The sequence below is a fragment of the Jatrophihabitans sp. genome (assembly GCF_036000465.1).
Lineage (GTDB): Bacteria > Actinomycetota > Actinomycetes > Mycobacteriales > Jatrophihabitantaceae > Jatrophihabitans.
This window is the reverse complement of sequence record NZ_DASYFV010000013.1, coordinates 24,794-38,806: the sequence shown is the minus strand read 5'-3', so window position 1 is coordinate 38,806 and position 14,013 is coordinate 24,794. Positions and strand designations below refer to the sequence as shown.

The following is a 14,013-nucleotide window of genomic DNA, read 5'->3' as shown; positions in this document are numbered from 1 at the left end:
AACCTACGCGATACCGATTTCGGTCTTCCGACGCTTCAACAGCGCGCCCACGTCGTGCAAGGTCACCTCGACCGCGCCGAGCTCGACCGCGATCACCCGCACGTGCTCGGGCAGGTCGTAGTGCCAGCGCCACGGATGGTCCTGGAAGAAGCGGCGCGGCATGCCGATGAGGTCGGCCATCTCGTGCAGCTCGTCGCGGGTGTCGGCGAGCAGGTGGCAGAACTCGGTGAACCGCAGCCCGGCACTCGGGTACGAGCGCACGGTGTCGACGTAGCAGGCCATCGCGTCCGAACCTAGCGCCGGGCGGCCACCAGCAACCCGTCGCCGACCGGCAGCAGCGCCGAGATCAGCCGGTCGTCGTCGCGCACCGCCTTGCCGAGGTCGCGGATCACCGAGGTCTCGGGGTCGCGCTGGGCGGCGTCGGCGACCCGGTCGTGCCACAGGGCGTTGTCGAACGCGACGATCCCGCCGGGGCGCAGCAACCGCAGCGCCTGCTCGTAGTAGACCGCGTAGGCGGTCTTGTCGGCGTCGACGAACACGAGGTCGTAGGCGGCGTCGCGCAGGCGGGGCAGCACCTCGGCGGCCGAGCCGTTGATGAGCCGGAACCGGCCGGGGGCGATGCCGGACTCGGTGAACGCCTCCTTGGCCGCGCGCTGGTGCTCGCCCTCGACGTCGATGGTGGTCAGCACGCCGTCGGCGGCCATGCCGCCGAGCAGGTACAGACCCGACACCCCCGCACCTGTGCCGACCTCGACGACGCTGCGGGCGCCGGTGGCGGCGGCCAGCACGCGCAGGGCGGCGCCACCGGCGGGTCCGATCGGGGTGCAGCCGAACTCCGCACCGCGCTCGCGCGCGCGGGCGGTGATGTCGTCCTCGGCCACGAACGACTCGGCGTAGGACAGGCTGGCTACGGAGAGCATCGCGTCGGCCATGGCCGGAGCCTATCGCCGCGCCGGCTCAGAACCGGGCCGCCACTCAGTGCATCGAGTCGATCAGCAGGGTCAGGTCGTCGATGGTGGTCAGCGGGTTGACGATCGCGAAGCGGGTGCAGACCTCGCCGGCGTGCTTCGTAGGGGTGACGAAGCCGATCTGCTCGTCGAGGATCCGGCTGCTCCAGCGGGCGTACTGGTCGGCGTCCCAGCCGATGCGCTCGAACACCAGCACGCTGAGGTCGGGCTCGACGAGCAGGCGCACGTGGTCGCGGGAGTCGATGAGTTCCTTGCCGGCGCGCGTGACCGCCAGCGTCTGCTCGATCGCCTCGACGTAGGCGTCGGTGCCGTGCACGGCGAGGGAGAACCAGAACGGCAGGCCGCGGGCTCGGCGGGTGAGCTGGATCGCGAAGTCCGACGGGTTCCACTCGCCCTCGACGTTGACCGCGTCCAGGTAGCTGGCGTGCTGGGTGTGCGCGACTCGGGCCTGCACCGGGTCGCGGTAGATCAGCGCGCAGCAGTCGAACGGCGCGAACAGCCACTTGTGCGGATCGACGATGAACGAGTCGGCGTGCTCGACGCCGTCGAAGAGGTGCCGCACGCTCGGCGCGGCCAGCCCGGCGCCGCCGTAGGCGCCGTCGACGTGCAGCCACCAGCCGTGCTCCTGCGTCACCTCGGCCACGCCGGCGATGTCGTCGACGATGCCGAGGTTCGTCGTGCCCGCCGTCGCGACCACGGCGAAGATGCCGTCGCGGACGTCCGCGGGCAGCGCCTCGACCGTCTCGCGCAGGGCCGAGCCGACCATCCGGCCGCGCTCGTCGCGCGGGACCTCGATCAGGTCGGCGTCCATGACGATGCGGACGGCGTGCTTGATCGAGGAGTGCGACTCCTCGGTGATGCACACCGACCAGCGGCGCGGCCGCTTGCCGCCGCGCTTGTGCAGCGCCGACTCGCGGGCCGCGACGAGCGCCGACAGGTTCCCGATGGTGCCGCCCTGCACGAACGCGCCGCCCGACTCGTGGGGCAGCCCGGCGAGGTCGGCCAGCCAGCGCAGCGCCTGGTTCTCGGCGTAGACGGCGCCGGAGCCCTCGAGCCAGGAGCCGGAGTACATCGACGTGGCGCCGACGAGCATGTCGAACCCGGCCGCGGCCTTGGTCGGCGCGCTCGGGATGAAGGACAGGTAGCGCGGGTGGTCGACGGACAGGCAGGCCGGGCCGAGGATGTCGCGCCAGACCCGCAGGGCTTCGCCCGAGCCGATGCCCTTGGGGGTCACGGTCGCCCCCGCGGTGTCCTCGAGCTCCTCGGGGGTGCGGGGCCGGTCGATCGGCGCCTGCATGGCAAGACGGTTGAGGCAGAAGTCCGCCAGCGTCCGCGTGGTCTTCTCGTCGTCGGGCGTGAAACGGTGCACGGCGCATGAGCGTACGTCGCCGCCTTGCGGGCCCCGCGCCGCGCCCGGGATTCTCGCTCCGGGCGGGAACGTCCGGCTCGGTCCTTGCGTTTAGCTGGCATACAGGTTTCTCTGGTTTTCTCGAACCGGAGCGGGCGTCTGACGGCGTCCGGCCGGTGCGAGAGTGAGGCGACGGCATGACGATCGAGAGTCCGGTCTGGGTTCCGCCCAGCTGGGACGAGGTGGTGCGCGAGCACGCCGATCGGGTCTACCGACTGGCCTACCGGCTGTCCGGCAACCGGGCCGACGCCGAGGACCTCACCCAGGAGACCTTCGTGCGGGTGTTCCGCTCGCTCGCCGAGTACAAGCCCGGCACCTTCGAGGGCTGGCTGCACCGCATCACCACCAACCTCTTCCTCGACATGGTCCGCCGCCGGCAGCGCATCCGCTTCGACGCGCTGCCCGAGGACGCCGGTGACCGCCTCGCCGGGGCCGACCCCGGCCCGGAGCAGACCTACGACGAGATGCACCTCGACCCCGAGATCCAGGCCGCGCTCGACGCGCTGCCGCCGGACTTCCGCGTCGCCGTGGTGCTGTGCGACCTCGAGCAGCTCTCCTACGAGGAGATCGCGGCCACCCTCGGCATCAAGGTCGGCACCGTCCGCTCCCGCATCCACCGTGGCCGCGTCCTGCTGCGCGAGGCGCTGGCCCACCGGGCCCCGGGGCTGCGCCCGGCCGAGCCCGGTGTCGAGCGCGATCTGAGCGAGGCATCGGCGTAGTGGGCTCCCAGCACCTCTCCGACGAGGCGGTCGCGGCATTCGCCGACGGCGTCCTGTCGGGTCATGCGCGCGATCGCGCCGGCCGGCACACCGCCGCCTGCGCCGAGTGCGCGCATGCGGTGAAGGTGCAGCGCGAGGCGGTCTGGGCCCTCCGCGCGGCCGCGGCGCCGCCCCTGCCCACCAGCCTGCTCGACCGGCTGCGCACGGTCCCGCAGACCACCGAGATCACCACCCTGCCGACCGTGCTCGCGCCCGACGGCTCGACGATGCTGGCCACCTTCGCCCCGGTGGCGGCGTTCGTCCCTTCCCCTTCGCCGCGCCCGTCGCACCGCACCCGCCCCATCGTCACCACCGCGGCCGTCGTCGCCCTCGCGGGCGCGCTGACCGCGGGTTCGGTGGCCCAGCGGGTGGCCACCCCGGCCCAGCCCGGCAGCGGCAGCACGGTCCGCACCGGCGTCCCCGGTCCTCTCGACGACGGCCCGGTCATCACCCAGGTCGGCGTGTTCCGCAACACCAACCGCTGACCGCCCGAGCCGCCCGATGCTGCGAATCGCTGATGCATGCCTCGCGGCCGGCTCGCACCGGGCCGCCGGGCTGAGGCAGACTCGATGCATCGGCGGACGGCGAGGAGTGACGTGAACGAGGGCGATCGGGACGGTGTCGGGCACCCCGACCGTCCGGCCGACCCCTCGACCGACGCGCGGCACGCCGCTCCGGAGGCCCGGGAGTACGCCCGGCCGGACGGCGTCGACGGTGGCTTCGCGCCGCGACCGCCGAGCCCGGTCTACAACCCGCCGCCGCCGACCGTCTCGCCGGCCGACCAGGCCGTGTTCGGTCGCCCCGCCCCCGATGCCGCGTTCGCCCCCGCCCCGGGTGAGCGGATCGCGCCGCGGCTGAGCTACAACCCGCCGGTGCCCAAGTTCTTCTCCGACTCCTTCGGGGCCACCCCGCAGGCGCAGGGCGGCTTCGACCCCGAACCGGGCACCCGCATCCGACCGGCCGGTCCACCCGCCGAGTCGCCCTGGTGGAAGTCCGACGCCCCGCGCGACCCGTGGCGTGACCCGTCCTCGCCGTTCTGGCTCGGCCGTGGCGCCGTGTTCAGCGGGGGCGCGCCGGCCCAGGTCGAACCCGACCAGGATTCCGAGACGGCGCTCGACGACGAGCCGCTCGACGAGACCGGGGACGAGGATCTCGAGCCGCCGGACAACGTGCGCCGCGGCCGGTTCGGGCTGCCGACGCTCGCGCTGACACTGGTCATCGCGCTCGTCGCCGGGCTCATCGGCGGCGGGGTCGGCTGGTACCTGACCGAGCACGTGACCGACGCCCTGCACCGTCCCGACGTTTCGATCGCCCAGGTGAAGACGCCGACCTCGCGTCCGGCCACCTCGGTCGCCGGCATCGCGAAGCGGGTCGGCCCGGCCGTCGTCTCGATCGCGGTGAAGACGCCCGACGAGTTCGCGATCGGTTCCGGCGTCGTCATCGACTCCGACGGCGACGTCCTCACCAACAACCACGTGATCTCCGGCGCCGTCGGGGTCAAGGGCGCCAGCATCGTCGTCACCTTCAGCAACGAGGCCACCGCCGCGGCGACGATCGTGGGGCGCGACTCCGTCAGCGACCTCGCCGTCATCAAGGTGACCAACGACCAGCTGACGGTGGCCCAGCTCGGCAACTCCTCCGACGTCGCGGTCGGCGACCCGGTCATCGCGATCGGCTCGCCCCTCGGGCTGCAGGGCACGGTCACCTCCGGCATCGTGTCGGCCCTCGACCGTCCGGTGCACGTCTACTCCGACGACGGCTCGTCCGACGCCTACCTCGACGCCATACAGACCGATGCGCCGATCAACCCGGGCAACTCCGGCGGTGCGCTCGTCAACTCGAGCGGCGCGGTCATCGGCATCAACTCGGCCGCGGCGCTCGGCAGCACCGGGCCCAGCGGGTCGCAGAGCGCGACGACCGGCATCGGCTACGCGATCCCGATCAACGCCGCCCGCGAGGTCGCGCTGCAGCTGATCCACACCGGCAAGGCGGTGCACGGCTCGTTCGGCGCCCAGGGCAAGACGGCGCTGGCCGGGGTGCAGGTCGGCGGGTACATCGTGCAGATCTCGCCCGGCGGCCCGGCGGCCAAGGCCGGGCTGCACCAGGGCGACGTCATCGTGGCCGCCGACGGCAAGGTGATCCACACCTTCGACGAGATCATCGTGATCGCGCAGGCGCACAACCCGGGCGACCGCATCCAGGTGACGTACTACCGTAAGAACTCGGCCGACAAGGTCACCACTACGGTGACGCTGGGCTGAGGCGCGCGGAAGGGCACAGATGTTCAACATCGGGCCGATGGAACTGATGGTGCTCGCCATCGTCGGCCTCGTCGTACTCGGACCCGATCGACTGCCCGGGCTGGCCCGCGAGGCCGCCCAGCTGATCCGCACCCTGCGCGAGCTCGCGACCGGCGCCCGGCAGCAACTGCGCGACGAGCTCGGCCCCGAGTTCGCCGACGTCGACCTGCGCAACCTGAATCCGCGCACGGTGGTGAGCCGGGCCGTCCTCGGCGAGGACTTCAACCTGAGCAAGCTCAATCCGCGCACCGCCGTCCGCGACGCGATCTTCGGCGACGAGGACCTCAAGGCGGCCGACCCGCGCACGGTCATGCGCGATGTGGGGGACGAGATCCGGGGGCGTCACAGCCCGAACGGCGCGGGCCCGGTCGACTCGCCGGTCACGATGACGAAGCCGGTCTCGCAACCGATGTCGCCGCCGGCTGCGGCGTCACCGCCCGCGCCGCGGGCGCCGGGCGAGCGACCCCGTCCCCGCCCGCGTCCGGCGGCGCCGCCGCCACCGGCAACGCCCTACGATGCCGACGCGACCTAGGGGCGCCGCCGCGACGTAGCGGATCAGCGGACGGGCGTGAGCCCGAGCGAGCGTCCGACGATGCTCTGCTGGCGGGCCGCCAGGGCGTCGGCCACGCCCCGCAGCGCCACCGCGGCCGGCGATTCGGGCGAGCGCAGGATGACCGGCGTGCCGTCGTCGCCGCCCTCGCGCACGAGCTGGTCGATCGGCACCTGGCCCAGCAGCGGCACGCGCGTGCCGGTGGTCTCGGCCAGCGAGTCGGCCACGGCCTGACCGCCGCCGCTGCCGAACAGCTCCATCCGCGAGCCGTCGGGCAGGTCGAGCCAGCTCATGTTCTCGACGACGCCGACGATCTGCTGGTGCGTCTGCAGGGCGATCGAGCCGGCCCGCTCGGCGACCTCGCGGGCGGCGAGCTGAGGGGTGGTGACGACGAGCAGCTCGGCGGTCGGGACGAGCTGGGCGACCGAGATGGCGATGTCGCCGGTGCCGGGCGGGAGGTCCATGAGCAGGACGTCGAGATCGCCCCAGAAGACGTCGGCCAGGAACTGCTGCAGCGCGCGGTGCAACATCGGCCCGCGCCAGACCACGGCGGTGTTGCCAGGGGTGAACATGCCGATCGAGATGACCTTCACGTCGTGCGCGACCGGCGGCATGATCATCTGATCGACCTGGGTCGGCTTGCCGGTGACGCCGAGCATGCGGGGCACCGAGAAGCCGTAGATGTCGGCGTCGACGACACCGACCGACAGCCCCTTGGCCGCGAGCGCGACCGCCAGGTTCACCGTGACCGACGACTTGCCGACGCCGCCCTTGCCTGAGGCGACGGCGTAGACGCGGGTGCGCGAGCCGGGCTGGGCGAACGGGATCTCGTTGGCCGGGGCGTCGCCGCGCAGCGTCTGCTTGAGCTCGCCCCGCTGCGCGTCGGACATGACGCCGAGCCGCACATCGACCGCCGTGACGCCCTCGACCCGGGAAACGGCCTCGGTCACTCCGCGGGTGAGCTCGGCCTTCATCGGGCAGCCCGGCACCGTCAGCAGCACGCCGACGGTGACCGCGCCGGTGTCGGCGATCACCACCGACTCGACCATCCCGAGTTCGGTGATGGGCTTGCGGATCTCGGGATCGTCGACCGTCGCAAGCGCGGCGCGAACGGACGATTCGGACGGCATTACAGGCTGTGGCACGACGCCGATTCTACGTAGGATCAGACGATCATGAAGCCGCAGCCCTCGGGAGAGACGCCTGCGCCACTGCGCCCGTCCGACTGGCGGGTCGGCGTGTGGCGCTCGTTCCTGCGCGCGCACGCGACGGTCACCCGCCAGCTCGAGCAGGAGCTCGTCGGGCGGGGGGTGCCGATCGGCTGGTACGACGTGCTGCTCCAGCTGGCCGAGGCCCCCGGGCGCCGGCTGCGCATGGCCGATCTCGCCGATCGGGTGCTGCTGTCGCGCTCCGGTCTGACCCGGCTCGTCGACCGGTTGCAGGCCGAGGGCTACGTGCGGCGCGAGCCGTCCCGTGACGACGCCCGCGGCACCTACACCGTGCTCACCCGCGAGGGGTTCGAGGCGCTGCGCCGGGTCGTGCCGATCCACCTGGGCGGGGTCCAGCAGCACTGGCTGGCGAAGTTCAGCGATGACGAGTTGCGCGTGTTGAGCGAGCTGCTCGGCCGCCTGGCCGCGCCGGACACGACCGTCCCGCCGGAGGCCGCGACGGCGTCCGAACCCCCCTCCTCGGAGTGAGCGAGCGGCGCACGGTCGTCCGCGACTCCCTGAGTGTCGGCATCGCCGTCGGCGCCTACGGGTTCGCGTTCGGGGCGGCCTCGGTGTCGGCCGGCCTGTCGGTGCTGCAGACCTGCCTGCTCTCGCTGCTGGCGTTCACCGGCGGCACGCAGTTCGCCGTCGTCGGGGTCGTGGCCGGTGGTGGCGGGCTGGCGGCAGCCCTCGCGAGCGGCCTGCTGCTCGGGTCGCGCAACAGCCTGTACGCCATGCGGCTGGCCCCCGTCCTGCGGGTGCGGGGCGTGCGCCGGCTCGCCGCCGCGCACGGCACGATCGACGAGTCGACCGCGATGGCCGTGGCCCAGCGCGATCCCGACCTCTCCCGCGTCGCCTTCTGGTGGACCTTCGGCGGCGTCTTCGTCTTCTGGAACCTCACGACGTTCGTCGGCGCGCTGGTCGGCGCGGTGGTCGACCCGGCCCGCATCGGGCTCGACGCCGTCGTCCCGGCCGCGTTCCTCGCCCTGCTCGCGCCGCGCCTGCGGGCCGGACGGGTCGAGCGGCGCATCGCGATCGGCGCGGCGGTCATCGCCGGCGCGCTGATCCCGTTCACCCCGCCCGGGGTGCCGGTGCTCGCGGCGTGCGCGGCGCTGCTGCTGGCGACGGAGCGCCCCTGATGCTCTGGGCCCTCGTCATCGGCACCGCCGTCGGGTGCTACCTGCTGAAGCTGCTCGGCTACCTCGTGCCCGACCGGGTGCTCGACCATCCGCGCACCCGCCGCGTCGTCGAGCTGCTGCCGGTGGCGCTGCTCGCCGGGCTCGTCGTCGTCGAGGCGGTGGCGAACGGGCGGCACGTCGAGCTCGACGGCCCGCGCCTCGCCGGGTTCGCCGTCGGCGCGGTGGCGGTCTGGCGGCGGGCGCCGTTCCTCGTCGTGATCGTGGCCGCCGCCCTCACCGCGGCGCTGCTGCGCCTGGCGTGACGTCAGCCGGCGGACTGCTCGGCGTTCTTCTTCTTCCGGTCCCGCTTCTCCGCCTTCGGGTCCTCGTCCCGATCGTCGACGATGCGAGACACCTCCGAACGCAGGAAGTCGCGGGTGGCCACCTCGCCGAGCGCCATCCGGATCGCCGCGATCTCGCGGGCCAAATAGTCGAGGTCGGCCTTCGCCTGGCGCGCCTCGTCGCGGTCGGCCTCGAGGTTGACGCGGTCGCGGTCGTCCTGCCGGTTCTGCGCGAGCAGGATCAGGGGCGCGGCGTAGGCGGCCTGCAGGGACAGGATCAGGGTCAGGAAGGTGAAGGTGTACGGGTCGAAGTGCAGGATCCCCGGGATCGTGTTGAGCAGGACCCAGATCAGGATGAACACCGATTGGTAGACCAGGTACCGGCCGGTGCCGAGGAAGCGGGCGATGCGCTCGGTCGAGCGACCGAAGGCCTCGGCGTCGTAGCGCAGCCGGGGGCCGCGGCGGTCGCCGAGCGGCTGGTCGAGGCGGGCGCGGGACTCAGCCATCGACGACCGCCCGCACCGAGTCGAGTTCCGGGCCGGCGCCGTTCACGAGGTCGGGCTCGCGGTCGTTGTCGCGCCAGTTCTCCGGCAGCAGGTGGTCGAGCACGTCGTCGACCGAGACCGCGCCGAGCAGCCGGTCGTGGTCGTCGACCACCGGCACGGCGACGAGGTTGTAGGCCGCGAGATGGCGGGTCACCTCGACGAGCGAGGCGTCGGGACGCAGTGCCCCGGGGCTCTTGTCGCAGACGCCGCTGACCAGGGCCGACGGCGGTTCGCGCAGCAGCCGCTGGATGTGCGCGGTGCCGAGGAAGCGACCGGTCGGGGTCGCCTGGGGCGGGCGCACGATGTACACCTGCGCGGCGATCGCGGGGGAGAGCTCGGGGTTGCGCACCCGGGCGAGGGCCTCGGCCACGGTGGCGTCGGGCAGCATGATCACCGGCTCGGAGGTCATCAGACCACCGGCGGTGTAGTCGGCGTAGGTCATCAGCCGGCGGACGGGTTCGGCGTCCTCGGGCTCCATGAGCTCGAGCAGGCGCTCCTGGTCGGCCGGCGGCATCTCGCCCAGCAGGTCGGCGGCGTCGTCGTCGTCCATCGCCTCGAGCACGTCGGCGGCCCGCTCGTCGGCCAGCTGGCGCAGCAGCTCGACCTGGTCGTCCTCGGGCAGCTCCTGCAGGACGTCGGCCAGCCGCTCGTCGTCGAGGGCGGTGGCGACCTCGATGCGTCGCTTGTCGGTCATGTCCTGCAAAGCGGTCGCGACGTCGGCCGGGCGCATCTCCGACAGCATCGCCAGGACGGTGTCGGTGCCCTGGCGCGACTCGGTCAGCGCCAGCCCGTCGACCTCGTTCCACTCGACCTGGAACAGCTCGCCCCGGCGCCGGGTCAGCCGGGCGCCCTGCGTGCGCACAGCGAGCCGGGTGATCACCCAGTCGCGCGTGCGGTTCGGTTCCATGGCGGCATCGACCACGCTGGCCGGCTGGTTGCTCTCCCGGATGGTCACCGAGCGGTCCAGCAGCTCGCTCAGCACGAGGATCTCGGTGCTGCGCCGCTCGAAGCGCTTCATGTTCACCGTGCCGGAGGCGAGCACGACCTGATCGGGCTCGATGCGGGTCACGCGTCCCATCGGCACGAAGATGCGATGCCGGTGGACCAACTCGACCACGAGACCGAGGATCCGCGGCGGCTGCCGGTCGGCCCGCAGCATCGTCACGGCGTCGCGGACCTTGCCCAGCTGGTCGCCGTGGGGGTCGAAGACGTCGATGCCGGCGAGACGGGCCAGGAACACCCGCGTCGCGGTGCTCACGCCATGTCTCCGAAACCCACGACTGCAGGTTAGACGGTCGCCCTTACGAAACGGCCGCGTCTACCCCCGGGCCGCGCCGACGGGGCGCCCCGGGGGCGTGTGTGAGACCTCCGACAGCGAGTTGGCGCGCGCAACGGCTCCGGGCAAGCTGACACCCATGACCGAAACCCTGCGCCCGCGCCGCTCGTGTCTCGCCGTTCCCGGAAGCAACCCGCGCTTCCTCGAGAAGGCGAAGGGACTGAACGCCGACCAGGTCTTCCTCGACCTCGAGGACGCCTGCGCGCCGCTGGCCAAGCCGGGCGCGCGCAAGAACATCGTCGCCGCGCTGAACGACGGCGGGTGGGGCGACAAGATCCGCGTCGTCCGCGTCAACGACTGGACGACGCACTGGACCTACCGCGACGTCGTCGAGGTCGTCGAGGGTGCCGGCCCGAACCTCGACTGCATCATGCTGCCGAAGGTGCAGAGCGCCGACCAGGTCGTCGCGCTCGACATCCTGCTGACCCAGATCGAGAAGACGATGGGCTTCGAGGTCGGCAAGATCGGCATCGAGGCGCAGATCGAGAACGCGCAGGGGCTCATCGCCGTCGACGCGATCGCCAAGGCGAGCCCGCGCGTCGAGACCATCATCTTCGGTCCGGCCGACTTCATGGCCAGCATCAACATGAAGTCGCTGGTCGTCGGTGAGCAGCCGCCCGGCTACGACGTCGGCGACGCCTACCACCACATCCTGATGTCGATCCTTATGGCCGCGCGGGCCAACAACAAGCAGGCCATCGACGGGCCCTACCTGCAGATCCGCGACCCCGAGGGCTTCAAGCGCGTCGCGTCGCGAAGTGCCGCCCTCGGCTTCGACGGCAAGTGGGTGCTGCACCCCGATCAGGTCGGCATCGCCAACGAGGTCTACGCGCCGAGCCAGGACGACTACGACCACGCCGAGCTGATCCTCGACGCCTACGACTACTGCACGTCCGAGGCCGGCGGCATGAAGGGCTCGGCCATGCTGGGCGACGAGATGATCGACGAGGCCTCGCGCAAGATGGCACTCGTCATCTCGGCCAAGGGCCGCGCCGCGGGCATGGAGCGCACCTCGAAGTTCGAACCGCCGGAGAGCTGACACTCCCCTGGAACGACGCCGGCCGCGGATCCCGAGAGGATCCGCGGCCGGCGCGGTCTCTCAGACCGTCGCCTCCGAGGCGAGCGGCTCCTCCGGGGAGACCGCGCGCTCACCGACGATGGCGCGGTACGTCGCCCCGGCGATGGCGGCCCCGATCAGCGGCGCCAGCCAGAACAACCACAGCTGCCCGAGCGCCCAACCGTGCTGGATCAATGCCGGGCCGGACGATCGGGCCGGATTGACCGACGTGTTGGACACCGGGATCGACACGATGTGGATCATCACCAGCGTGAAGCCGATGGCGATCCCGGCGAAGCCGGCCGGCGCCCGGACGTCGGTGGCGCCGATGATCACGTAGAGGAAGATCGCGGTCAGCACGACTTCGACGAGGAGCACGGCCGCGAGTTTGTAGTGCGCCGGCGAGTGGTCTCCGTAGCCGTTGGAGGCGAAACCCGAGGCCTTGGCCGAGAACCCGTCCTGGCCCGATGCCACCCCGAGCAACACCAGCGACGCCGCGATCGCGGCGACGACCTGGGTGATGACGTAGGCGACGACGTCCGACCACGGGAACCGCTTCGCCACCGCGAGGCCGACCGTCACCGCCGGGTTGAAGTGCCCGCCGGAGATCGCGCCCACCGCGTAGATCATCACCATCACGGCGATGCCGAACGCGAATGCGACGCCGAGCAGGTCGATGCCCTTGTTGCCGGCGTCGAGGATCGCGGCGCCGCACCCGACGAAGACCAGGACGAAGGTGCCGAGGAACTCCGCCCCCAGGCGACGAGCCAGTGATTCGGTCATGACGACCTCCGCAGTGCCCCGGGGCCACCGGAAGTTGCCCGGACTTCTTGATCGTGGCACCGCCGCCTGGCCCCGGCGAGGGGTCGCAGGTCCCGGTCGGGTCAGACCTTCTCGGCCTCGTCGCCCGGGGTCGTCGGGCCGGGTGAGGTCGTCGGCGCGCTGTCGGCCTGTTGCGAGCGGACGGACTCCTCGACCCGCTTGCCGAGCTCGGCGTCGATGTTCGTCCAGTACTCGAAGACGCGAGGGAGCAGGTCCTCCTTCACGCCGTTGAGGACGTGACCGGTGATGTTGCCGACGAGCCGCTCGCGCGCGGCGTCGTCGAGCACCTCGCGCACGAGCGTGCCGGCCTGGCCGTAGTCGTCGTCCTCGGCGTGCTGCACGTACGGCGAGCGCACCATGTCGCCGCCCGCGTTCCAGCCGGCGCCGTCCTCACGCGCGGGGTCGGCGTGCGCGCCGCCGTAGGAGTTCGGCGCGTACACCGGCTCGGCCGGGTCGTTGAAGCCGTAGCGCATCGCCCCGTCCTTGCTGTAGGAGTTCACCTGCTGCGCCGCCTTCGGCTGGTTCACCGGCAGCTGGGCGTAATTGGTGCCGATGCGGTAGCGGTGCGCGTCGGAGTAGCTGAAGATGCGGCCGAGCAGCATCTTGTCGGGCGAGGTGTCGATGCCCGGCACGAAGTTCGACGGCTCGAACGACGACTGCTCGATCTCGGCGAAGAAGTTCTGCGGGTTGCGGTTGAGCGTCATCGTCCCGACCTCGATCAGCGGGTAGTCGCGCTGCGACCACACCTTGGTCAGGTCGAACGGGTTGAACCGGTACCCGTCGGCCTCGGCCTCGGCCATGATCTGCACCTTCAACGTCCAGGACGGGAAGTCGCCCTTCTCGATCGAGCCGTAGAGGTCCTGCCGGTGGTCGTCCGGCGACGAGCCGGCCAGTTCGTCGGCCTTCGCCTGCTCGAGGAACTCGATGCCCTGGTCGGTCTTGAAGTGGTACTTCACCCAGAACCGCTCGCCGGCGGCGTTGATCCACTGGTAGGCGTGACTGCTGAAGCCGTCCATGTGACGCCAGGTGCGCGGGATGCCGCGGTCGCTCATCAGCCAGGTGACCTGGTGCGCCGACTCGGGCGAGAGGGTCCAGAAGTCCCACTGCATGTTGTTGTCGCGCAGCCCCGACGCCGGCAGCCGCTTCTGCGAGCGGATGAAGTCCTGGAACTTCATCGGGTCCTTGACGAAGAAGACGGGGGTGTTGTTGCCGACGAGGTCGTAGTTGCCCTCCTCGGTGTAGAACTTCAGCGCGAAGCCGCGCGGGTCGCGCCAGCTGTCGGGGGAGCCCTGCTCGCCCGCGACGGTCGAGAAGCGGGCGAGCATCTCGGTGCGGCGCCCCGGCTGCAGGAAGTGCGCCTTCGTGTAGCGGCTGACGTCGTGCGTGACCACGAACTCCCCGAACGCGCCGCCGCCCTTGGCGTGCACCACGCGCTCGGGCACGCGCTCGCGGTTGAACTGCGCCATCTTCTCGATGAGGTAGTGGTCGTGCAGCAGGATGCCGCCGGCCGCGCCCTGGGTCAGCGAGTGCTCGTCGCTCGCGACCGGGGCACCGGCGTTGGTGGTCGTGTACTTGCTCTGCGTCGGGGTCATGGGATCGGCC

General features: G+C 71.8%; 16 protein-coding genes. 8 read left to right on the top strand and 8 right to left on the bottom strand.

From position 1 onward, the window contains the following. Positions 1-3: 3 nt before the first annotated feature. From VGN18_RS04585 to VGN18_RS04575, 3 genes are read right to left on the bottom strand one after another with little or no spacing between them, the layout of a single operon-like run. Positions 4-282, bottom strand: a complete 279-nt coding sequence (locus VGN18_RS04585; RefSeq protein ID WP_327538464.1) for a DUF4031 domain-containing protein — start codon at positions 280-282, stop codon at positions 4-6. An 11-nt stretch (positions 283-293) separates the two neighbouring features. Continuing rightward, positions 294-932 (bottom strand): O-methyltransferase, encoded by a 639-nt coding sequence (locus tag VGN18_RS04580; RefSeq protein WP_327538463.1) that lies wholly within the window; start codon positions 930-932, stop codon positions 294-296. 43 nt (positions 933-975) lie between these two features. Further along, positions 976-2,337, bottom strand: coding sequence for a pyridoxal phosphate-dependent decarboxylase family protein (locus VGN18_RS04575; RefSeq protein WP_327538462.1), 1,362 nt, complete (start codon positions 2,335-2,337; stop codon positions 976-978). A gap of 176 nt (positions 2,338-2,513) precedes the next feature. Between VGN18_RS04575 and sigE the strand changes: the two genes are divergently transcribed. The 4 genes from sigE (at position 2,514) to tatB (ending at position 5,966) form a co-directional block, all read left to right on the top strand. Further along, positions 2,514-3,095 (top strand): RNA polymerase sigma factor SigE, encoded by a 582-nt coding sequence (gene sigE, locus VGN18_RS04570; RefSeq protein WP_327538461.1) that lies wholly within the window; start codon positions 2,514-2,516, stop codon positions 3,093-3,095. Further along, the gene (locus tag VGN18_RS04565; protein ID WP_327538460.1) at positions 3,095-3,619 is read left to right on the top strand and encodes a hypothetical protein; all 525 of its coding nucleotides are present in this window, start codon (positions 3,095-3,097) and stop codon (positions 3,617-3,619) included. The genes sigE and VGN18_RS04565 overlap by 1 nt, the downstream gene beginning before the upstream one ends. Before the next feature lie 111 nt (positions 3,620-3,730). Further along, on the top strand, positions 3,731-5,395 hold the full coding sequence (locus tag VGN18_RS04560; RefSeq protein ID WP_327538459.1) for a trypsin-like peptidase domain-containing protein: 1,665 nt from the start codon (positions 3,731-3,733) through the stop codon (positions 5,393-5,395). A gap of 19 nt (positions 5,396-5,414) precedes the next feature. Beyond that, positions 5,415-5,966: a Sec-independent protein translocase protein TatB gene (gene tatB, locus VGN18_RS04555; RefSeq protein ID WP_327538458.1), complete on the top strand. Its 552-nt coding sequence runs from the start codon at positions 5,415-5,417 to the stop codon at positions 5,964-5,966. A gap of 23 nt (positions 5,967-5,989) precedes the next feature. On the opposite strand, the gene VGN18_RS04550 is transcribed toward tatB, so the two are convergent. After that, the gene (locus tag VGN18_RS04550) at positions 5,990-7,114 is read right to left on the bottom strand and encodes an Mrp/NBP35 family ATP-binding protein (RefSeq protein ID WP_349259835.1); all 1,125 of its coding nucleotides are present in this window, start codon (positions 7,112-7,114) and stop codon (positions 5,990-5,992) included. A 45-nt stretch (positions 7,115-7,159) separates the two neighbouring features. Here VGN18_RS04550 and VGN18_RS04545 point away from each other — a divergent pair, with 45 nt between their 5' ends. Genes VGN18_RS04545 through VGN18_RS04535 form a run of 3 tightly spaced genes read left to right on the top strand, consistent with a single transcriptional unit; the run spans position 7,160 to position 8,633 of the window. Continuing rightward, complete coding sequence (locus VGN18_RS04545; RefSeq protein ID WP_327538456.1) at positions 7,160-7,681, top strand: MarR family winged helix-turn-helix transcriptional regulator; 522 nt, start codon at positions 7,160-7,162, stop codon at positions 7,679-7,681. Continuing rightward, positions 7,678-8,331 carry an AzlC family ABC transporter permease gene (locus VGN18_RS04540; RefSeq protein ID WP_327538455.1) on the top strand — a complete coding sequence of 218 codons (654 nt, stop codon included), beginning with the start codon at positions 7,678-7,680 and terminating at the stop codon, positions 8,329-8,331. The genes VGN18_RS04545 and VGN18_RS04540 overlap by 4 nt, the downstream gene beginning before the upstream one ends. Beyond that, complete coding sequence (locus tag VGN18_RS04535; RefSeq protein ID WP_327538454.1) at positions 8,331-8,633, top strand: AzlD domain-containing protein; 303 nt, start codon at positions 8,331-8,333, stop codon at positions 8,631-8,633. The genes VGN18_RS04540 and VGN18_RS04535 overlap by 1 nt, the downstream gene beginning before the upstream one ends. Before the next feature lie 2 nt (positions 8,634-8,635). On the opposite strand, the gene VGN18_RS04530 is transcribed toward VGN18_RS04535, so the two are convergent. Together VGN18_RS04530 and VGN18_RS04525 are read right to left on the bottom strand one after the other, a co-directional pair. Further along, on the bottom strand, positions 8,636-9,157 hold the full coding sequence (locus VGN18_RS04530) for a DUF1003 domain-containing protein (RefSeq protein ID WP_327538453.1): 522 nt from the start codon (positions 9,155-9,157) through the stop codon (positions 8,636-8,638). Next, entirely contained in the window at positions 9,150-10,454 is a 1,305-nt protein-coding gene (locus VGN18_RS04525; protein WP_327538452.1) for a magnesium transporter MgtE N-terminal domain-containing protein, read from the bottom strand. Before VGN18_RS04525 ends, VGN18_RS04530 begins: the two co-directional genes overlap by 8 nt. Positions 10,455-10,611: 157 nt before the next feature. On the opposite strand from VGN18_RS04525, the gene VGN18_RS04520 reads away from it, so the two are divergent. Next, positions 10,612-11,571, top strand: coding sequence for a CoA ester lyase (locus VGN18_RS04520; RefSeq protein WP_327538451.1), 960 nt, complete (start codon positions 10,612-10,614; stop codon positions 11,569-11,571). 60 nt (positions 11,572-11,631) lie between these two features. Here VGN18_RS04520 and aqpZ read toward each other — a convergent pair whose 3' ends face one another. Together aqpZ and VGN18_RS04510 are read right to left on the bottom strand one after the other, a co-directional pair. Next, positions 11,632-12,372, bottom strand: a complete 741-nt coding sequence (aqpZ, locus tag VGN18_RS04515; protein ID WP_327538450.1) for an aquaporin Z — start codon at positions 12,370-12,372, stop codon at positions 11,632-11,634. A 101-nt stretch (positions 12,373-12,473) separates the two neighbouring features. Next, positions 12,474-14,003: a catalase gene (locus VGN18_RS04510; RefSeq protein ID WP_327538449.1), complete on the bottom strand. Its 1,530-nt coding sequence runs from the start codon at positions 14,001-14,003 to the stop codon at positions 12,474-12,476. Positions 14,004-14,013: the final 10 nt, after the last annotated feature.